Origin of the sequence: Novosphingobium sp. MBES04 (assembly GCF_000813185.1) — a bacterium.
In the GTDB taxonomy this organism is placed as follows: domain Bacteria; phylum Pseudomonadota; class Alphaproteobacteria; order Sphingomonadales; family Sphingomonadaceae; genus Novosphingobium; species Novosphingobium decolorationis.
On the sequence record NZ_DF850489.1, the window covers coordinates 233,721 to 252,413 of the forward strand.

The following is an 18,693-nucleotide window of genomic DNA, read 5'->3' on the forward strand; positions in this document are numbered from 1 at the left end:
CCCCCCTCAAAACTCGTGCTGGTACGACACCCCGATACGCTGCTTCTGGCCGAACGTGTTGTCGATATGGCTGGCGCGGACTGCGACGGTGTCGTTGGGGCCGAGGTGATAGGAGACACCTCCGGCCACAGCGTATCCCGAGAAGCCGTGTGTGCCCTTCGTGAAGTTGCCTCCGGCCATCAGCGTCATGCGCTGGGTGAGCGGGCGGATGGTGAAGAGGCCGACGTAGCCGCTGTTGCTGCTGATCTGCATGGGAATGCCATCCTGCACATCGAGGTCGGTCACGGGCTGCCGGCTATTGGTGTAGGAATAGCCGAAGGGGACGAAGACCTGCCACTTGCCGGTCTGGAGCCCCAGCGAATTGAGCGGAACGAAGCCGCCGAGCGAATAGCGGGTCTGCTTGACGCCGGTGTCGAGCTCGCTGCGCCCTGCCGCAAAGGTCAGGATCGCGACCGGCAGGAGGTAGGAGGCGCCCAGCGACCACTGCCCGGACCTGGCGACACGTCCGTTGATCTTGAACCTGGGGCCGATGGCGAGAGAACCCGAAGCGGAGAGTTCGCCCGCATAGGCGGCGCCCACGCGAGTAGAGATCTTGGTGGGGTCTTCGGCCGCTTTCTCCTCTTCGCCTGACGCGGCCGTCTGCTCCTGGGCGTGCCCGGGAAGCGATTGCATGCCTGAGGCCAGGGCGAGTGCGCAGGAAATCTGCCGCAATGGTGAACGCCGGCACTTCCTGAAGATCGCGCGCATATGGAAACCCCCTGTCCCTGCCATGGCCCGCCGTGCGCGGTCCCGGGTCACTATAGGCCTGCGCGATTGCGGCGCAGGCGGGGAAGACCCCATGATATCAGAGGGTAACTACTGAGAGCGGATCGTCGGAGGGCTTGTGGACACGTTCCGATGTAGCGCGCGCTCTGGCTCAGGCGCGCTCTGGCTGCGAGGGGGCCTGGAGGATGCTTAATTCTTAAGATTGGCCTGTGCCGTGTTAACTCTAGACGGAGGCAATCCGGTAGCTCCTTGCGCCCTAGAGAGGCACTGTCATCTCCTGGGAGTTAAGCACAGTGGCGACCGCGTTTTCCGATATTGAGATCTCTGCACCGACCCTGGACGCGCAGGCCCATACGCCTGAGGCACGTCCGCGCATGCGGGGCATCTTTCCGGGCCTTCTCATCGCCGCGCCGATTTCGCTGGTGATGTGGGCGGGGATCTTCGCGCTCGTCTTCTGAAGGCTTGCCCTCCGCTCTGTCAGGACGTGAGCGGGGGAGCCCCCATACCCAACCAGATCGCAAAGCCGATGCCGATCCCGGCGCAGATCAGCGCGCGCCACGCGGCAACAGGGGCCATGCCCTTCGTGCCCGCGAGGGCAGGGCGACTGCCGGTGACCATCGGGGCAACGAGATTGTCGCGCTTGACGATGCGGTAGAAGATGATCGCGGCCAGATGCAGGCCGATCACCGCCAGAATGAGGTTGAAGCCGACTTCGGTGTGCCAGTCGGTCGCCTCGTAGGCGAGCTCGAAACCGGCCAGATCGTAGAGCGGACCGGCGGCTCCGTAATCGGGATCGCCGCTGATGAGGCCAAGCGCCACCTGCAGCGCCATCGCGCCCAGCAGAGCCAGAACGCTCCACCCACCGGCCGCATTGTGGCCCACGGTGACATCATGGCCCGGCTTGCCGAGTGAGGCGAGGTAGCGCGCCACGGCCACGGGGCCGTGCACGAAATTCGTGAAGCGGGCCGTCGAACTGCCCACGAAACCCCACAGGACGCGGAAGGTGAGCAGCGCGGCCAGCGCGAGACCCAGGCGCATATGCCAGGTCATCTCGTCGTTCTCCGCCGTCCACCAGAGCGCGGGGATCAGCCCCACGAAGCTCCAGTGGCACAGGCGGACCGGAAGGTCCCAGAGCCGGATACGGGTCTGTGCGGGACCTTCCGTCATTACGTCAGCCTTCCTTCTTTTCCTTGCGGAAGTCGTCGTGGCAGCCCTTGCAGGCCATGCCGACGTTGCCGAAGGCTTCCTTGGTGGCCGCCGCGTCTTCGCTCTGCGCGGCGGTGCGCAGCGCCATGGTCGCGTCGATCAGCTTGGTGGCGGCGGCCTCGAAGTCCTCGGGACGTTCCCAGACGGTGGGAAGCGCGTCGGTCTCCTCACCCGAATCTGGACCGGTGCCGGCGGGGAAGAGGGCGGGGATCTTCTGCGCGGCGGTGACCATCGCGGTCGCGTTCTCGCCGATGTCCTCGAAATCGGGGCTGCTCTCGTCGAGCTCGGCCTTGTTGGCCTTCATCGCCTTGGCGAGCGACTTGAAGTTGTCCTCGCGCGCCTCGATCGTGGCTTCGGCGTCAACCGCACCGATCGAGGGATCGACGCTGGCGGCCTCGGTCGGATCGCCGGCGGGCTCGGAGCCGCTGCAGGCCGAGAGCGAAAGGGCAAGGGCGAGGGCGGGCGCGGCAAGCCCGGTGACAGACTTCAAGGCCATGTGCGGTTCTCCTGTTGCGTATTTTGACGGCGTTATACCGAAAGTCCGGAACGAATGAAGTGACAGAATGTTGCAGCTGCGAAGCAAAAGGCTTTGGCCTTCGTGTCTTGCAGCCCCATGACAGCCTGTCAGCTGCTGGTCGCCGGGAATGGGACAGCTTCTTCCGGCCAATCGACAAAGGGCTGGCGCACCGCATCCCAATCGGCGGGAAAGCGAAGGTTGAGTGCGGTAAGGGGGACACCTTCGAGCCGGGACGCCTCGTGGCCCTGACCCTGCGTGTCGACGAAGACGAAGGCATCGCCGGGCCGGGCGATCGCCTCGCGCAAGGGCCCGCCAGTCACGCGGATGCGCAGGGCGCCTGCGAGGACGAGCTGGAAGCTGCCGCAGCCTCGGGAAGTATGGAAGGGGTCGACAAGCGGTCCGCTGTCCCAGACCAGCGTGCGCCAGCCGGGGGTGGAGAACGGGGGATCGCCATAGGCCGGGGCCGTTCGTAACGTGACGGGGGCCAGGCAGGAATGCCCGTCCGCCCGGGCGTAGACCACATGAACCGCCATTCGTGCTCCCTCCTGCCGTGAAGGAGAGGCTAGGCGCTGCGCGCGCGCGGCGCGAGAGGCGATTGCGGCCCTGTTCAGCGCATGGATATGCGAAGAGGGAGGGGCCCGCTTGGGCACCCTCCCGCCGGTACGGATCTTGCGTCCCGAAGGACGGTGGTGCTGGCCTGGCGCCTTAGAGCGCGATCACGCCGCCATCGTCCTTGGTGATTGCGACCACCGCCGAGCGGGGGCGCGAGGTGGCCGACGCGTTAGTCTGGCTTTCGGGCCAGTGGCTGGTCACGTTACCGGCATCGCCGCGTTCGCCCGGGTGCTGGATGCCCACGAAGAGCGTGCGGCCATCGGGCGTCATGTCGACGCCGGTGATCTCGCACTCGACCGGGCCGACGAGGAAGCGGCGCAGCGAGGCGGGGGTGGCGAGGGCGCCGACGTGCGTGCCCTGGGTGGTGGTCTGCGCGCCATCGGTGTTGGTGACGGTGAAGGCGTTGCCATCGCCCACGGTGCCGGGCATCGCGGCCAGCATCATGCAGTTGGTCACGTCGGTCATCGCGCCATCGTCGGTCTGGATCCAGAACACCGGGTTGAACTGGCCCGAAACCGCGCTCTCGCGCGAGAAGTAGGCGCCGTCCGGGCTCGAGAAGTCGTTGCTGGTGTCCAGGTCCGAGATGTTGATGTTGGTCTGCTCGAAGGCGGTGTCGCAGTCGAGCGTGTCCGCACCGAACATGTAGATGTCCCAGGCGAAGGTGCGCGCCGCCGTGGTGTCTCCGTCCTCGCGCAGGCGCACGATGTGCCCGTTGGGGTTGCCCGCGTTCCAGTACGAGCGCGGGTTGGCCGCGTTGGTGCCGTCGACCGGGCGGTTGGAGTTGTTCGAGTTGGTGAGGGTCAGGTAGATCTCACCCGTGACCGGGTTGCCCGCGGTCCACTCCGGGCGATCCATCGGAGTGGCGCCCAGAGCGTCGGCGGCAAGGCGCGGGTTGATCAGGATGTCGGCCTGGTCGGCGAAGGTGTACGCGGGATAGCTGCCCGAGGCCGGGCGCGGCGGGACCTGGCCAAAGACGAGGGGGAGCCACTCGCCGGTGCCGTCCGCGTTGAAGCGCGCAACGTAGAGCGTGCCGTGGTCGAGGTACTTGTCGCCCACCGCAAGACGGTCGGCGTTGTCGGCATCGCCGGCGTTCCAGTTCGCGTTGGAAACGTACTTGTAGAGATATTCGCCGCGCGAATCGTCGCCCATGTAGGCGCCGACGGGCTGCCCGGCGACGGCGCGCACGAAGGCGCCTTCATGGCCAAAGCGGCCAAGCGCGGTGCGCTTGCGCGGCGTCGAGGTGGGATCGTAGGGATCGATCTCGACGACCCAGCCGAACTGGAAGGGCTCGTTGCGGAAGTCTTCGGTGGCATCGGCACCCATGATCGTCGCGTTCCAGCGGGTGATCGTGGTGTCGGTGGTGGACGCGCTCGACCAGCGGTAGTTGCCGCTCGTGCTGCGCACGCCGTAGCGCTGGAGCGAGGTCAGCTGCGCGGGGGTGCGGTTGGCGTCATCACCGCTGTCGCGGCGGAAGTAGCCCGCCCAGTTTTCCTCGCAGGTGAGGTTGGTGTGCCAGGCCGAGATGCCGTTGGCGCAGTTGTTGATGGTGCCGCGCCCGCTCGTGCCATTGGCCGAATAGGCGGTGCGCATCCAGGCCGAGCCGGCCGCCGGGCCCGACAGCGTCATCGGCGTGTTGGGGGTGATGCGGCGGTTGAAGCTGCTGTCCTGAACGTAGGACCAGGTGCGGTTGCCGCTGTCGACATATTCGGCGACCGAGACGCCGTGGCACTCGATCTCCTTGCGCACTTCATCGAGCGGACGCGCGCCGCCGATGGTCGTGGGGCCTGCGGGGTGGAGGTACTCCTCGGTGATGTTCTCGTGGTTCTGCACCATGAGGCCGCGGGTGTTGGCCATGTCGTCAGGTGCGCCGGCGGCGGAGAGGCCGAAGTAGTGCAGCGCGTCGGCGTGGTCGCCGATGCGGTTGGCAAAGTCGGTGTCGGTGCCGTCGTTGGCATAGGCCGACGTCGCGGCGGTGAGCGGATCGCCCAGGCGCGTCATGACCGTGACCGAGTAGCCGGTGGGCACGACGACCGTGTCGGCGAGGCTGTGCTCGACCGCGGTGAAGCCCAGGACCGCAGGCGAGACGCGCACGTAGGTCACGGCCTCGCGTTCCGTCCCGTCGCTGGTGGTGGCGGCGAAGGTGAATTCGAGGTCGGTGGCCTCCTCGACGGCGGGCGCGAGGAAGGTCGCGGTGGTGCCGTCAAGCGTCAGCTCGACATCCGGGCCATCGGTCTGGGTCCAGGTGGTGGAGCTCGCCGATCCGGCGACCACGGTGCCGGTCAGCGTGACGACGCGGCCCGCGCTGGTGGCGGCATTGGTGCCCGCGTTGACGATGATGCCCGCATCCGAGCCTGTGTCGTCATCGTCGCAGGCGGTCAGCATTGCGGTGCCCATCAGCGCCATGCCGGTGGCCTTGGCGCCGCCCATGATGGTCTGGCGGCGCGAGAAGCGATTGTCCGCAAGCGTTTCGAGCGAAGGCGTGGTGGTATCGTTGGTGTCGACGTCGCCGTCGCTGTAACCGCAGGCAGGATCGAGAGGTGTCATGCTGGAAGAGCCCCATCCATTTGAAGATGGCGCTCCAGTTAAGCGGGGATTGTGTCAGTCGAGCGCAAGTTTGATGGCGAATGCGTGACTGTTCTTTTGCTGCGCTTCTCTTTTTCTGTGACAGGCGTCTACTTGAAAGCTTCGCAGGAAGGAGGCGGGCACTCCGGGATCGGATTACCAATCAATCGGCACCGGATTGGCCTCCCCTTCGTGCAAACGGGCCGGGATCTACCTTTGGAGCCTTTGCGAGAAGTGTGTGAAAGGTCCGGAAAAGCGGCGTTTTTCGGGATTTTCTTGACTTCTTCGGCGGCCTCCACTAAGCAGCGTCATTTCAGGAAAACCAGTTTCTTACGGAGTGCCCATGGCGCGCGTTACCGTCGAAGATTGCGTCGACAAGATCCCCAACCGTTTCGATCTCGTTCTGCTTGCCGCACAGCGTGCGCGCGAGATCTCGGGTGGCGCCGAGCTCACCGTCGACCGCGACCGTGACAAGAACCCCGTCGTTGCCCTGCGCGAGATCGCCGAGCAGACCGTGGTCCCCACCAACCTCAAGGAATCGCTCGTCACCTCGATGCAGCGCGTGCTGCCCGACGACGACGACGAGATGGACGAGATCGGCTCGCTCAGCCAGTCGGCCGAGGCCCTGCGCATCACGGCCTCTGCGCCCACGCGCAACACCTCGATCGGTGGCGATTACGACGGTTGATCCTCGCCGCTTGACCTCCCCGGCCTGACGCGCAAGACATTGCGATGTGGCCGGGAAGAAACGAACTTTGCCCCGCATTGCGGGTTTGACCGGGGGATCGCCTGATACGAAGGGCGATCCCTCTGGCGCATTGGGCGCCACCATCGCGATCTACAGCGTCAAGGGCGGCGTCGGCAAAACCACCTTCGCCAGCAACCTGGCCTGGTGCTCGGCGCAGATCTCCGGGCACAGGACATTGCTGTGGGACCTTGATGCCGCAGGTGGTTCGGGGTTCCTCTATGGGCTGGAGCCCAAGGGGACGAAGCCCGCGCACGATGTCTTTGCCAAAGAGCGCGCGCCCGAAAAGCTGATCCAGAAGACCGGCTATTCGCGCATCCACCTGCTGCCCGCCGACGAATCCATCCGCGCGATCGACGCGCGCCTGACCGAGATCGGCAAGCGGCGGCGTCTGGCGAAGCTGACCCGTGCGCTGGGCGCGGACTACGCGCGCGTCATTCTCGACTGCCCGCCGGTCATCAACGAGCTTTCCGCCCAGATCGTGCGCGCGGCCGATCTTGTCATCGTGCCGCTGCCGCCATCGCCGCTTTCCACGCGCGCCTTCGATCTTGTCGTGCGCGAGATCGCCGGGAACACCCGGCGCCATCCTCCGATCCTGCCCGTGCTCTCGATGCTCGACATGCGCCGCACGCTCCACCGCGAGGTGCGCGACCAGCATCCGGGCTGGCCAGCGGTGCCCTATGCGAGCGCGCTGGAGCAATGTGCGGTGCAGCATCGCCCGGTCGGCGAGATCGCACCGGGCAGCCCGGCCGCGCGCGCCTTTGCAAATCTTTGGGGCGCCATTGAGCGCAAGCTGGCCGAACGGCGCGGCTGATCCGGTCGCACATCCGAATGGCGAGGAGGGCGTTCGCCGTCTTTTCGCAGCTGCACACCTGCGCTAGCGTCCCTGTTGCACAGCAAGGGGCATGAAATGAGCACGAATGTCGAAGGCCACCTGGCCGAGGCGGACGGACACACGCACGAGACCGCCTGTCTGAACTGCGGGGCACAGCTGAGCGGTCCGTACTGCGTGCAGTGCGGCCAGCACGCGCACCTGCACCGCACGATCGGTGCGCTGTTTCACGACATCCTGCACGGGGTCCTCCACTTCGAGGGCCGGACCTGGGCAACGCTGCCCAGGCTCGCCTGGAAGCCGGGCGAGCTGACCCGCGCCTATATCGAAGGCGCGCGGGTGCGTTTCGTCTCGCCCATGGCGATGTTCCTGTTCTCGGTCTTCGTGATGTTCGCGGTGTTCCAGATCATGGGCATCGCGCCGCCGGTCGATACGGGAGGCGCGATGCAGGCGCAGTTCCACGGGTTGGAGGAGGACCTGAAGGACCAGCGGGGGAACCTGGAGAAGGCGCGCGGTTTCACCCGGCCCGGTTCGCCCGAGCGAGCCGAGATCGACAAGGAACTGGCCGCCAATGCCGAGGAGCAGGAAAAGCTGCGCGCCTTTCCGAGCTACACCCGCGAGGCCGAGAGCGAGGCGCGCTTCAATTCGCTCCATTCGGGCTGGAAGAGGCTCGACAAGGGCATCGACAAGTGGCGCCAGAACCCGGGCCTCATGCTCTACAAGCTCCAGACGAGCGCCTACAAGTTCTCCTGGCTGCTGATCCCGCTGTCGGTGCCCTTCGTGGCGCTGCTGTTCCTGTGGCGGCGGCGCTTCGGCCTCTACGACCACGCGGTCTTCGTGACCTATTCGCTCGCCTTCATGTCGTTCATGGGCATTGTGCTCACCATCGCGAGCGGGCTGGGCGTGCCCTCCACGTGGCTGGTGAACATCTTCACCTTCGCTGCGGTGATCCACATCTACCGGCACCTGAAGGGCACCTACGAGCTTTCGCACCGCTCCACCGTGTGGCGCTGGCTGGTGCTTCTCGTCTTCATCGGCGTGATCGCCCTGCTGTTCACGATGATCCTGCTCTTCCTCGGCCTGGTCGGCTGAGGAAGGCCAATATGCTGCGGGCAGCAAAAAGGGGCGTCAGGGTAAACCCGGCGCCCCTCCTGCATTCCCCTCTCGGGAACCGTTAGCCCCTCTCGGGAACCATAGGCGGGATCAGATAGCCTTGACGGCCATCAGGCCCCTTGCGGCTGCGTGCCGCCGGAAAAGCGCTTGCCCGACTTGGGGATCGAGGAGCCGGTGACCGGGCGGACCGAGGAGGGACCACGCGGGTCGCTCGGACGGTCGATGGAGCCCTTGTCCATCAGTTCCTTGATCTCGTCGCCCGACAGCGTCTCGTACTCGAGCATGGCCTGCGCCAGCAGCTCGAGCTGGTCGCTCTTTTCGGTCAGGATCTGGTTGGCGCGGACATGTGCGTTGTCGATCAGCGCGCGGATCTCGCTGTCGATGAGCTTGTTGGTCTCATCCGAGGCCATCGTGCGGTTCGAGCCGCCCATGCCGAGGTAGCCTTCCTGGCTTTCCTCGTACTGGAGCGGGCCCAGCTTGTCCGACATGCCCCACTTGGTCACCATCGAGCGTGCGAGGCTGGTCGCGTACTGGATGTCGCCCGAAGCGCCTGAGGACACCTTGTCGTGCCCGAAGATCAGCTCTTCCGCCACGCGGCCACCCATCGCGACCGAGAGGTTCGCGAGCATCTTGTCGCGGTGGTAGGAATAGCTGTCGCGCTCGGGCAGGCGCATGACCATGCCCAGAGCCCGGCCGCGCGGGATGATCGTCGCCTTGTGGATCGGGTCCGAGGCGGGCTCGTTGAGCGAGACGATGGCGTGCCCGGCCTCGTGGTAGGCGGTCATCTTCTTCTCGTCCTCGGTCATGACCATCGAGCGGCGTTCCGCGCCCATCATGACCTTGTCCTTGGCGTCCTCGAATTCCTGCATGGCCACAAGGCGCTTGTTGCGGCGCGCGGCAAGGAGAGCCGCCTCGTTGACGAGGTTGGCAAGGTCCGCACCCGAGAAACCGGGCGTGCCGCGGGCAATGACGCGCGCGTTGACGTCGGGCGCCAGCGGCACCTTCTTCATGTGGACAGCAAGGATCTGCTCGCGGCCCTCGATGTCGGGCACGGGCACCACGACCTGGCGGTCAAAGCGGCCCGGACGCAGCAGCGCGGGGTCGAGCACGTCGGGGCGGTTGGTCGCCGCGATGATGATGATGCCTTCGTTGGCCTCGAAGCCGTCCATCTCGACCAGCAGCTGGTTGAGGGTCTGCTCACGCTCATCGTTCGAATTGCCCAGGCCATGGCCACGGTGACGGCCGACCGCGTCGATTTCGTCGATGAAGACGATGCACGGCGCGTTCTTCTTGGCCTGCTCGAACATGTCGCGCACGCGGCTTGCGCCCACGCCCACGAACATCTCGACGAAGTCCGAACCCGAAATGGTGAAGAAGGGCACGCCCGCTTCCCCCGCGATGGCGCGGGCGAGCAGGGTCTTGCCGGTGCCGGGCGAGCCGACGAGGAGGGCGCCCTTGGGGATCTGGCCGCCGAGCTTGGAGAAGCGGGTCGGGTCCTTCAGGAACTCGACGATTTCCTCCAGTTCCTCGCGCGCTTCGTCGATCCCTGCGACGTTTTCAAACGTCACGCGGCCCGAGCGTTCGGTCAGCATCTTGGCCTTGGACTTGCCAAAGCCCATCGCGCCCGAGCCGCCGCCCTTCTGGACCTGGCGCAGCGCGAAGAAGGCGATGCCGATCAGGAGCAGGAAGGGCAGGGTGTTGGCGAGGATGTAGACAAGCATGCTGCCCTGTTCGGGCGCCTTGCCGGAAACCTGGACGCCCTGTTCCTCCAGCAGCGGGAGAAGCGTGGTGTCGGTGCCGACGGGAACGGTCGAGAAGCTGTCGCCGTTGCGCATCTTGCCGTCGATCCGGTCCTGCCCGATCTCGACCTGCGAAATGCTGCCTTCGGCCACCTTGTCGCGGAAGTCGGAGTAGGGAATCGTCGTCCCGGTCGTCTCCCGGGCGCTGAACATGGATACCACCATGAGCAGGGCCAGAAAGATGCCGCCCCAGACGAGGAGGCTCTTGACCCATGGATTGCCGTTGGGCTGGTCGTCGTTCATGTGTGCAGTACCTGTCCTTTCGCTCCCTAATGTAGGTGAGCGGGGCTGAATCGCAAGTTAGCGCGCCTATAGTTGGCGAACCTTTCGCCCGCCACCTGCGGGTGTGAACAAGTGTGGCCGGGAAGGTGAGGGCCACCTGTGGCGCAAATGCCCGGCCTTATCCGCCAGATGAACAGCGAAATGCGGTTTCACTTGCCAATCTTGTGCGATGCAGCATCCTTCTCCGCTTCGGGGGTTTCGCGAAGGTGCGGCAAGATGAGGGGGATGACGTGAGCGAGGGACGCGATTCGCTGTGGAATGAGGATCTGGCGCCCAGCGGGCCGGAGCAGCGCACCTGGCGCTGGTACCATTTTGCCGCGCTGTGGGTGGGCATGATCGTGGCGGTGCCGACCTGGATGCTGGCGGCAGGGCTGATCGAGCAGGGCATGTCCGCGCTCCAGGCGACCAGCGTGGTCATACTGGGCAACGTGATCATCCTGATCCCCATGCTGCTGATCGGGCACCCCGGCGCGCGCTACGGCGTGCCCTTCGCGGTGCTGGTGCGCGCCTCGTTCGGGACCGTGGGCGGGCGCCTTCCGGCGGCGGCCCGCGCGCTCGTCGCCTGCGGGTGGTACGGCATCCAGACCTGGATCGGGGGCGAGGCGCTCCTCACTCTGCTGGGCATCTTCCTCGGCGCGGACATGCGCGGAAGCCCGCTGCCCTTCTTCGGCATCGGCCTGGGTGAACTGCTCGCGTTCCTGGCGTTCTGGACGATCCAGCTGGCCTTCGTGCGCAAGGGCATCCTCACCATCCGGCGACTGGAGACCTGGACCGCGCCCTTGAAGATGGTGGCCTGCTTTGGCCTCCTGTGGTGGGCTCTCGATGCCGCAGGCGGTGTCGGGCCGATCTTCTCCAGCCCCTCGGCCTTCGTTCCGGGCGGCGCGCGCGAAGGCGAGTTCTGGCTGGTCTTCCTACCCTCGCTCACGGCCATGGTGGGCTTCTGGGGGACGCTGGCGCTCAACATTCCCGACTTCACGCGCTTCGCCAAAAGCCAGAAGGATCAGATGATCGGCCAGACGCTGGGCCTGCCCCCGACGATGGGCCTTGTCGCGCTGATCAGCGTGATGACGACCTCGGCGACGGTGGTGATCTACGGCGAGGCGATCTGGGACCCGGTGCAGCTGGCCGGAACGCTCTCAGGCCCCTTCGTGCTGCTCGGGCTTATCGTCATCGCGGTCGATACCGTCTCGTGCAACATTGCGGCGAACCTGGTGTGCTCGGCCTACGACTTTGCCGCGCTCTACCCCGCGCGCATCTCCTACCGCACCGGGGCGCTGTTCACCGCCTTCATCGGCCTGTTCATGATGCCCTGGAAGCTCCTGGAGAGCACCAATGGCTACATCTACACCTGGCTCACCGGGTATGGCGCGCTGCTCGGACCCATCGCGGGCATCCTCATCGCGGACTACTGGCTGGTGCGCGGAACACGGCTCGACGTCGAGGGGCTCTACCAGGAGCACGGGCCCTACCGCTATGGCAATGGCTGGAACCCCAAGGCCCTGATCGCGCTGGCCGCGGGCATCGCGCCCAACGTGCCGGGCTTTCTCGCCGTCTCGTTCCCGGCGAACTTCGCCGGCGTGGGCTGGTTCTGGGGGCAGGTCTACACCTACGCCTGGTTCGTGGGTGTGCTGGTGGCGCTGGGCGTCTATGCCGGGCTCATGCGGATGGGCGCGCAGGATGTGCCTTCAGGGGAAGTCCAGGCAGCAGAATAAAGAAATTCCGAGGGCCATCGCCCTCGGGCTCCCCTTACTGGCGACCTCACCTTTCGCAGCCGCCGTGGCGCGCGAGAGGTGAGGTCGCCCGTTTTGGGGTCAAGGGGCGATGGCCCCTTGGAAAATATCTTCTTAGTCCGAAACGAACCCACCGCGCGGATCGTCGGCATCGAGGTCCGAGAACTTCGTGATGCGCGCCTCGAACTTCAGGCGCACGCGGCCGGTGGAGCCGTGACGCTGCTTGGCGACGATCAGTTCGGCAAGGCCGGTGACCTGTTCCATGCGCTGGCGCCAGGCTTCCCACTTGTCGACCACGTCTGGCGGATCGCCTTCGGCGGGGAACTTGGGCTCGGTCGCGTTGACGTAGTAGTCTTCGCGGAAGACGAACCAGACCATGTCGGCGTCCTGCTCGATCGAGCCGGATTCGCGAAGGTCGGAGAGCATCGGCTTCTTGTCCTCGCGGCTTTCCACCGCGCGGCTGAGCTGGGAGAGCGCGATCACGGGCACTTCCAGTTCCTTCGCCAGCGTCTTCAAACCACGGGAAATTTCCGAAATTTCGTTCACGCGGTTGTCGTTGGCGCGGCCCGAGCCGGAGAGCAGCTGCAGGTAGTCGATGATGATGAGGCCGATGTTGTAGCGGCGCTTCAAGCGGCGCGCGCGGGTGCGCAGCGCGGCGATCGAGAGGCCCGGCGTGTCATCGATGTAGAGCGGCAGCTCGGCGAGGCGCTGGCTGGCAAAGGAGAGCTGCTGGAAGTCCTCGCGGCTGATCTTGCCCATGCGCAGCGCTTCGGAGCTGATGCCCGACTGTTCGGCTAGGATACGCGTGGCCAGCTGGTCGGCGCTCATTTCCAGGCTGAAGAAGGCGGTCGGCGCGCCCACCGAGCGGCGCGGCTCGATCCCCAGGGCCATGTCGTCGACATAGCGCTGCGAGGTATTGAACGCGATATTGGTGACGAGCGAGGTCTTGCCCATGCCGGGACGTCCGGCCAGGATGATCAAGTCGGAATCGTGAAGGCCACCGATCTTGGAGTTGACCGATTCCAGACCGGTCGTCTTGCCCGAGATGTTGCCGCCCGAATTGAACGCCTTCTCGATGTTGAAGATCGCGGTGTGGGTGGCCTGCGCGAAGCTCTTGGCCTCGTTGGCCGAGGCGGCGCCTTCGGCCACCTTGTAGAGCGCGGCTTCGGCCTGTTCGATCTGCTGCTGCGGCTCGACCGCCTCGGAGGTGTCCATCGCCCCTTCGACGAGGGTGCGGCCCACCGTGATCAGTTCGCGCAGGAGCGCCAGGTCGTAGATCTGGTCGGCCAGTTCGCGCGGGGCCAGGAGGCCCTGTCCGTCGGCGGTGAGGCGGGCGAGGTAGGACACGCCGCCCAGCGCTTTCAGCTGTTCGTCGGCCTCGAAATAGGGGCGCAGCGTGACCGGGGTGACCACCGCCTTGCGGTCGAGCAGGGTGACGATGCGCTCGAAGATGCGGGCGTGGACGGGCTCGAAGAAGTGCTGGGGGCCCAGCTGGGTCTGGAGTTCTTCCAGCACGCGGTTGTCGATCAGCAGCGCGCCCAGGAACGCGGCTTCGGCCTCCACGTTCGAGGGAAGGGCGCGCGCGCCCTGCGTGCCATCGCTCGAGACTTCGGCGAGTTTGAGAACGTCCTGCTGTGCCATAAGCCTTCCCCAATGCGCCCGCACGCGCCAGCGGGCAAGGGGGCGACGCGCAGGCGATGGCGAATTTTTTCCCCAGCTTGTGGATGGGGCGTGGCAAGGGCACCAAAGGTCAGGGTTGCCCGGTCCTGCTGCAAGCGCGTAAGGCCAGAGGAATCATGGCGGACCCGCGCATCTCTCATATCGAACTCGACGATACCACGATCCTGTGGCGCAATGCCGATATCGAGCAGGAGCGCCGGATCGCGATCTTCGACCTGATCGAGGACAACCTGTTCAAGCCGCTGCGCGCCTTTGAGGGCGGGCACGAGGGGCCCTACCACCTGCATCTTTCGGTACGCGACGGGCGGCTTTCGATGCAGGTTTCGGACGAAAAGGGCACCGAGCTGGAAACGCTGGTGCTGGGCCTGGCGCGCTTTCGCCGGCCCATCCGCGAATACTTCGCGATCTGCGAGAGCTACTATCAGGCGATTCGCAAGGCCACCGCGCAGGAGATCGAGACCATCGACATGGCCCGGCGCGGCATCCACAACGACGCCGCCGAACTCCTGATCGAACGTCTCGACGGCAAGGTCGAGACCGACCATCCGACCGCGCGGCGTCTGTTCACGCTGATCTGCGTGCTCCATATCCGTGGTTGACGATTGTTAACGATCGAAGACGATACTTCACACTTACACTGCACGCGCTGACGACAGGGCCCGGGACGCAATCAAGGCATGACATCGCGAAGGAAGAAGGCGGCCGCACGGCTGCGCTGGCTGGTGCGCTTCGTCGTGGTGCTGGCGGTGCTGGGTCTGGGCGGCGCAGGCTGGGCCTGGTACCGGGCGCATAGCTGGCTGCCCGACCGCGCGCTCTATCCCACGCAAGGGGTCGAAATCGGCGCGCGCGACGGCGAGGTCAGCTGGAAGTCGCTGAAGGCCATCGGCGCGGACTTTGCCTATATCGATGCCAGCGCCGGTGTGGACGAGCGCGATCCGCGTTTCGTCGCCAACTTCGAGGCCGCGCGCGGTGCCGGGATGCAGGTGGGGGCGGTCCACCGCTACGATCCGTGCCAACCGGCCGAAAAGCAGGCGGCCAACTTCGTCACCACGGTCCCGCGCGAGGGGGACCTGCTGCCCCCCGCGGTCGAGCTCGACACGCTGGCCGATGGCTGCGCGGGCAAGGTCTCCGACGCGCGGGTCGAAAGCGAGCTGATGACCTTCCTCAACCAGGTCGAGACGCACACGGGCAAGCCCACGATCCTCAAGGTCACGCAAGGCTTCCAGGCGCGCTACGCGATTGCGCGCAAGCTCGACCGCAACCTGTGGCTGGTGCGCGACCGCTTTGCCCCCTCCTACGCGGGGCGTGACTGGATGCTGTGGACCGCCAACAGCGCGCTTTCGACACAGATTGCCCCGGGCGATCTGCGCTGGCTCGTGATAAGGCCCGCGTCATGACGACGACAACGCCCGATTCCCTTTCCGAGGCCCAGCGCGACGCGCTGCTGGCCCAGGCGCGCGAGGCTGCGCACAGCGCCTATGCGCCCTATTCGAAGTTCCATGTGGGGGCCGCGCTCCTGATGGGAGATGGCTCGGTGGTGACCGGCGCCAATGTCGAGAACGCGAGCTACGGTCTCTCGCTCTGCGCCGAGACGGTGGCGGTCGCCAAGATCCTGTCCCAGCCCGGTGAGGCCGGGCGGCTGGTCGCGGTTGCGGTGACCGGCGGGGCTCCCGGTCATCCGGGCGAGGGCATGGTGGTGACGCCGTGCGGACGCTGCCGCCAGATGCTCAACGAGGTCGCTCAGCTGGGCGGTACGGACCCGGTGGTGTGGAGCGATGGCGCGGACGGCGTCCTGGAAGAGCCGCTCTCGGTGCTGATCCCGCACGCGTTCGGTCCGGCTAATCTTGCGTAAGGGCAAGCAGTAAGAAGTTTTTTCAAGGGGCCATCGCCCCTTGACCCCCGAATCGGCGACCTCACCATTCTCGGCCACCGTGGCGCGTGAAAGGTGAGCTCGACAGTTCGGGGAGCCCGAGGGCGATGGCCCTCGGATTCTCTCTTCCTTCTGGCCTATCTCAGCCCGCGTCGCGCTCTTCGAGCCATTCAAGCAGCGCGCCCAGACAATCCTGGCCCAGCTGCATCGAGCGTTCCGGGCTCCAGGCCTGGCGCGGATCGGCGGCGGGGTCGTGGTCCTTGAAGGGCATTTCCAGCGTCATCGAGACGGCGCCGAAGCGTTCGGCGACCTGGTTGGTCGACATCGCGAGGTTGCCCTTGCCCGCAGGCGCGGTCGGGTAGCCCAGCTTGCGCTGGAAATCGGGCGTGCGGCGGTCGAGCAGTTCGCCAAAGCGATCGTACCCGGCTTTCTGCGCGGGCGTGAGCGAGGGAATGCCCTCGAAACCGGCGAGGAATACGGCGGGGATCGCCTCGTCACCGTGGACGTCCATCGCAAAGTCGACCCCGGTCGCGTCCATCGCGTTGCGGATGGCGAGGACTTCGGGCGATTTCTCGGGGGTGGGCTCGGCCCATTCGCGGTTGAGGTTGGTGCCAACCGCGTTGGTGCGCAGGTGCCCGCGGCGCGAGCCGTCCGGGTTGCAGTTGGGCACGATGTGGAAGCTGGCGCGGCGGCGCAGTTCGCGGCCCACCGAGTTCGCCGGATCGGTCAGCAGGTCGAGCGCGCCTTCCATCCACCATTCGGCCATCGATTCGCCGGGATGCTGGCGGGCGTAGAGCCACACGCTGACCGGGCCGGTGCCCATTTCGAGGCAATCGAGCGGCTGGCCGTCGAGCGTGGTGCCCAGCGTGCGCAGCGTCACGCCCTCGCACTGCGCGGCGTCGGCGATGAGATCGTGGTGGCGCTCCATCGAGTAGGGCGCGAAGTAGGCGAACCAGGCGAGGTCGGAGCTGGGTTTGTAACGGATCGTCAGGCTGCCGCCTTCATCGCCCTCGGCAAAGGTGCTCGGTGTGCGCGTCCACAGCGCGCGGTCCTCGGAGACGCAGGCGTTGTAGCCGGGCCAGCCCATCGGATAGGCCGAGCCATTGAGGCCGGTGATCTTGAGCGTGAGTTCGCGGCCCGCCGCGCCCGACACGCGAAAGTGGAACCACTGGGCAAAGTCGCTCATGTGGTCGGGCTGGATGGCAAGGCGTGCGCTGGCGCCGTTGATCGAGAGCACCTCGATGTTGCCCGCGTCGAAGTCGGCGTGGATCTGGATGTCGGTCATTCTGGTCTTTTCTGTCATTTCACGAGGATGGTTTCGCCCGATTCGCCGGGGAAACCTTCAAGTAGGGCGCGGGCGAGCGCCTGGGCGCTCGCGTCGGGCGCGGCAAGGTCGGATTTGCTCGAAACGATCCGGTGGGCGCGGCCCTCCCACTGGCGCGCACCCGAGGCGGCGTCATCGATGGTGAGGAAGAGGCGGGTCTCGATCTGCTCGCCGGGACGCGGCGTGAGGTCGAGGCCGATGCCAAGGCCCACCCCCGATCCGTAGCCACCGGTTCCCGCGCTGCCGCCCACCGAAACCGGCGAGCGACCGGAGGAGGGGCGGAAACGCTCCTGCTCGAGGCGCAGGCGCGCGACGCTTTGCGCGGTGCCCTCGCCCGCGGAGGCGGGAAGGACGCGGTAGCCTGCGCGGGTCAGCTCGGCGGCGATGGCCGCACGGTAGGGGGCAAGTTCCAGGCTGCTGGCATCGCTCGTCACGAGCTCGAGGCGCAAGGCCCCGCGCGGGGTGCCGGGCGCTGCGGGCAGGCGGTGGAAACGGGTGACCTCGACAGGCCCCGCCACAGGCGTTGTCGTGCAGGCGGCAAGGCTTGCCAGCACGCCGCCTGCGGTGAGCGCAAGCAGGGGAAAGGGCAGCCTTGGCATTGCGGATCTCCCGGAAAGTGCGGATCTCCCAAAGGGGAGGGGCGCGTGGATCGTTCGGGCACCGTTCGGTGCGTCGATCCCCCTGATGTGGGCGTCCGGGCGCCGGGATGCAAGCGCGCTAATTGGCGGGAAGGGCGCCGTTTTGGGGATCGGGCAGGACTTCGGGCGCCTCGGGGATGCCGATCTCGGTGACAGGCACGGTGACCGGCTCGCCGTCGGGGAAGCGGTCGAGCAGGGCATCGGCAAGCCGCGTCGCGATGGCGGCCTCGCTCCAGTCCTCGTCGCCTTCGTAGGTGGCCATCTCGGCGTTGCCTTCCCACAGCACCTTGCCCTCGGCCCGGTCGCGGATGGTCAGCTCAAGCCGGGTCGAGACAAGCGCGGTGCGCGGCTTGGACATGTCGACATTGACCGAGAGGCCATAGGCCGTGCCCAGCGTGCCGACCGAGACGGCCGCGGCGCCGCTGACCGGCTTGTGGTCCATCTCGGCGGGGACAAGCACGCGCTGGCGAATCGTGAGCGCGGCGACCTGCGTGTCGGGGCCGGTGGTGTTGAGCGTGTCGTAGCCGGCGGCCACGAGCGAGTTGACCACGGCGGCCTCGAAGCGGGCGCGCTGGGCGGGATTGACCCAGTCCGCACCCGGCACGGTCTCGGGGCCGTCGTCGTGCGTGTTTTCCTGCGCGGTGGTGACGACCTTGATCGGGCCGTGGCCCAGCGCATCGGCCAGCGCATCGGCGCGCACGAATCGGCTGACCTGGACGCGGCCATCGCGTGGGTCCTTCTCACGATGGCTGGAACGCGGCGCCATCGGTGCGATCGGGCCGCTCCAGCCCGGCCCGCGCCAGCCACCATAGCCCCCGTATCCGCCCCAACCGCCATAGCGCGAGCCCCAGCCCGGCTGGGCGAGGGCGGGGGAGATCAGGAGGGCGCTGGCCAGCGAAACCGTCAGCACCCGCCCGGCGGCGCGGCGCACAGGGCCAGCGATGGACAGGCGATTCGGCGAAAGATCTCGATAGGCCACGTGCGTCTTTTCCTTGGGGCTGGCGTGTCGGGCGCGATC

The 18,693-nt window shown here is 66.5% G+C and carries 18 protein-coding genes; 8 read left to right on the forward strand and 10 right to left on the reverse strand.

The window, feature by feature from the left end; genetic code table 11:
* Positions 1–6: 6 nt before the first annotated feature.
* Positions 7–672, reverse strand: coding sequence for a hypothetical protein (locus MBENS4_RS14930; RefSeq protein ID WP_052322627.1), 666 nt, complete (start codon positions 670–672; stop codon positions 7–9).
* Positions 673–1,058: 386 nt separating this feature from the next.
* Between MBENS4_RS14930 and MBENS4_RS25855 the strand changes: the two genes are divergently transcribed.
* The gene (locus tag MBENS4_RS25855) at positions 1,059–1,223 is read left to right on the forward strand and encodes a hypothetical protein (protein WP_159108072.1); all 165 of its coding nucleotides are present in this window, start codon (positions 1,059–1,061) and stop codon (positions 1,221–1,223) included.
* 19 nt (positions 1,224–1,242) lie between these two features.
* Here MBENS4_RS25855 and MBENS4_RS14935 read toward each other — a convergent pair whose 3' ends face one another.
* The 4 genes from MBENS4_RS14935 to MBENS4_RS14950 form a co-directional block, all read right to left on the reverse strand.
* Positions 1,243–1,932, reverse strand: coding sequence for a cytochrome b/b6 domain-containing protein (locus tag MBENS4_RS14935; protein WP_039392668.1), 690 nt, complete (start codon positions 1,930–1,932; stop codon positions 1,243–1,245).
* Positions 1,933–1,936: 4 nt separating this feature from the next.
* Positions 1,937–2,467 carry a c-type cytochrome gene (locus tag MBENS4_RS24235; RefSeq protein WP_052322421.1) on the reverse strand — a complete coding sequence of 177 codons (531 nt, stop codon included), beginning with the start codon at positions 2,465–2,467 and terminating at the stop codon, positions 1,937–1,939.
* 128 nt (positions 2,468–2,595) lie between these two features.
* Complete coding sequence (locus MBENS4_RS14945; protein ID WP_039392669.1) at positions 2,596–3,021, reverse strand: hypothetical protein; 426 nt, start codon at positions 3,019–3,021, stop codon at positions 2,596–2,598.
* A gap of 172 nt (positions 3,022–3,193) precedes the next feature.
* Positions 3,194–5,644 (reverse strand): PhoX family protein, encoded by a 2,451-nt coding sequence (locus MBENS4_RS14950; protein ID WP_039392670.1) that lies wholly within the window; start codon positions 5,642–5,644, stop codon positions 3,194–3,196.
* Between the two features lie 361 nt (positions 5,645–6,005).
* Between MBENS4_RS14950 and rpoZ the strand changes: the two genes are divergently transcribed.
* From rpoZ to MBENS4_RS14965, 3 genes are all read left to right on the forward strand, one after another.
* On the forward strand, positions 6,006–6,350 hold the full coding sequence (rpoZ, locus tag MBENS4_RS14955) for a DNA-directed RNA polymerase subunit omega (RefSeq protein WP_039392671.1): 345 nt from the start codon (positions 6,006–6,008) through the stop codon (positions 6,348–6,350).
* Between the two features lie 76 nt (positions 6,351–6,426).
* Entirely contained in the window at positions 6,427–7,221 is a 795-nt protein-coding gene (locus tag MBENS4_RS14960) for a ParA family protein (RefSeq protein ID WP_242405053.1), read from the forward strand.
* A 96-nt stretch (positions 7,222–7,317) separates the two neighbouring features.
* Positions 7,318–8,331, forward strand: a complete 1,014-nt coding sequence (locus tag MBENS4_RS14965) for a DUF3667 domain-containing protein (RefSeq protein ID WP_052322422.1) — start codon at positions 7,318–7,320, stop codon at positions 8,329–8,331.
* A 131-nt stretch (positions 8,332–8,462) separates the two neighbouring features.
* On the opposite strand, the gene ftsH is transcribed toward MBENS4_RS14965, so the two are convergent.
* Positions 8,463–10,394 carry an ATP-dependent zinc metalloprotease FtsH gene (gene ftsH, locus MBENS4_RS14970; protein WP_039392674.1) on the reverse strand — a complete coding sequence of 644 codons (1,932 nt, stop codon included), beginning with the start codon at positions 10,392–10,394 and terminating at the stop codon, positions 8,463–8,465.
* Between the two features lie 269 nt (positions 10,395–10,663).
* Between ftsH and MBENS4_RS14975 the strand changes: the two genes are divergently transcribed.
* A complete protein-coding gene (locus tag MBENS4_RS14975) occupies positions 10,664–12,145 on the forward strand; it encodes an NCS1 family nucleobase:cation symporter-1 (RefSeq protein WP_039394993.1) in 1,482 nt (493 codons plus the stop codon).
* Between the two features lie 132 nt (positions 12,146–12,277).
* Here MBENS4_RS14975 and MBENS4_RS14980 read toward each other — a convergent pair whose 3' ends face one another.
* Entirely contained in the window at positions 12,278–13,804 is a 1,527-nt protein-coding gene (locus MBENS4_RS14980; RefSeq protein WP_039392675.1) for a replicative DNA helicase, read from the reverse strand.
* Between the two features lie 155 nt (positions 13,805–13,959).
* Here MBENS4_RS14980 and MBENS4_RS14985 point away from each other — a divergent pair, with 155 nt between their 5' ends.
* From MBENS4_RS14985 to MBENS4_RS14995, 3 genes are all read left to right on the forward strand, one after another.
* Positions 13,960–14,442, forward strand: a complete 483-nt coding sequence (locus MBENS4_RS14985; RefSeq protein WP_039392676.1) for a UPF0262 family protein — start codon at positions 13,960–13,962, stop codon at positions 14,440–14,442.
* Between the two features lie 78 nt (positions 14,443–14,520).
* Positions 14,521–15,240: a glycoside hydrolase family 25 protein gene (locus MBENS4_RS14990; protein WP_039392677.1), complete on the forward strand. Its 720-nt coding sequence runs from the start codon at positions 14,521–14,523 to the stop codon at positions 15,238–15,240.
* Positions 15,237–15,695 carry a cytidine deaminase gene (locus tag MBENS4_RS14995; RefSeq protein WP_039392678.1) on the forward strand — a complete coding sequence of 153 codons (459 nt, stop codon included), beginning with the start codon at positions 15,237–15,239 and terminating at the stop codon, positions 15,693–15,695. The genes MBENS4_RS14990 and MBENS4_RS14995 overlap by 4 nt, the downstream gene beginning before the upstream one ends.
* A 160-nt stretch (positions 15,696–15,855) precedes the next feature.
* Here MBENS4_RS14995 and MBENS4_RS15000 read toward each other — a convergent pair whose 3' ends face one another.
* The 3 genes from MBENS4_RS15000 to MBENS4_RS15010 form a co-directional block, all read right to left on the reverse strand.
* Complete coding sequence (locus MBENS4_RS15000) at positions 15,856–16,998, reverse strand: M14 family metallopeptidase (RefSeq protein ID WP_039392679.1); 1,143 nt, start codon at positions 16,996–16,998, stop codon at positions 15,856–15,858.
* Between the two features lie 14 nt (positions 16,999–17,012).
* Positions 17,013–17,636, reverse strand: coding sequence for a DUF4136 domain-containing protein (locus tag MBENS4_RS15005; protein ID WP_052322423.1), 624 nt, complete (start codon positions 17,634–17,636; stop codon positions 17,013–17,015).
* 118 nt (positions 17,637–17,754) lie between these two features.
* On the reverse strand, positions 17,755–18,654 hold the full coding sequence (locus tag MBENS4_RS15010; RefSeq protein ID WP_199904424.1) for a DUF4136 domain-containing protein: 900 nt from the start codon (positions 18,652–18,654) through the stop codon (positions 17,755–17,757).
* Positions 18,655–18,693: the final 39 nt, after the last annotated feature.

Coding starts and splice junctions, on each gene's coding strand:
- MBENS4_RS15000 (WP_039392679.1), bottom strand. CDS start 16,998: ATGACCGACATCCAGATCCACGCCGACTTCGACGCGGGCAACATCGAG.
- MBENS4_RS14990 (WP_039392677.1), top strand. CDS start 14,521: ATGACATCGCGAAGGAAGAAGGCGGCCGCACGGCTGCGCTGGCTGGTG.
- MBENS4_RS14935 (WP_039392668.1), bottom strand. CDS start 1,932: ATGACGGAAGGTCCCGCACAGACCCGTATCCGGCTCTGGGACCTTCCG.
- MBENS4_RS14995 (WP_039392678.1), top strand. CDS start 15,237: ATGACGACGACAACGCCCGATTCCCTTTCCGAGGCCCAGCGCGACGCG.
- MBENS4_RS14950 (WP_039392670.1), bottom strand. CDS start 5,644: ATGACACCTCTCGATCCTGCCTGCGGTTACAGCGACGGCGACGTCGAC.
- MBENS4_RS14945 (WP_039392669.1), bottom strand. CDS start 3,021: ATGGCGGTTCATGTGGTCTACGCCCGGGCGGACGGGCATTCCTGCCTG.
- MBENS4_RS14965 (WP_052322422.1), top strand. CDS start 7,318: ATGAGCACGAATGTCGAAGGCCACCTGGCCGAGGCGGACGGACACACG.
- MBENS4_RS24235 (WP_052322421.1), bottom strand. CDS start 2,467: ATGGCCTTGAAGTCTGTCACCGGGCTTGCCGCGCCCGCCCTCGCCCTT.
- MBENS4_RS14985 (WP_039392676.1), top strand. CDS start 13,960: ATGGCGGACCCGCGCATCTCTCATATCGAACTCGACGATACCACGATC.
- ftsH (WP_039392674.1), bottom strand. CDS start 10,394: ATGAACGACGACCAGCCCAACGGCAATCCATGGGTCAAGAGCCTCCTC.
- MBENS4_RS14980 (WP_039392675.1), bottom strand. CDS start 13,804: ATGGCACAGCAGGACGTTCTCAAACTCGCCGAAGTCTCGAGCGATGGC.
- rpoZ (WP_039392671.1), top strand. CDS start 6,006: ATGGCGCGCGTTACCGTCGAAGATTGCGTCGACAAGATCCCCAACCGT.
- MBENS4_RS15005 (WP_052322423.1), bottom strand. CDS start 17,636: ATGCCAAGGCTGCCCTTTCCCCTGCTTGCGCTCACCGCAGGCGGCGTG.
- MBENS4_RS14930 (WP_052322627.1), bottom strand. CDS start 672: ATGCAATCGCTTCCCGGGCACGCCCAGGAGCAGACGGCCGCGTCAGGC.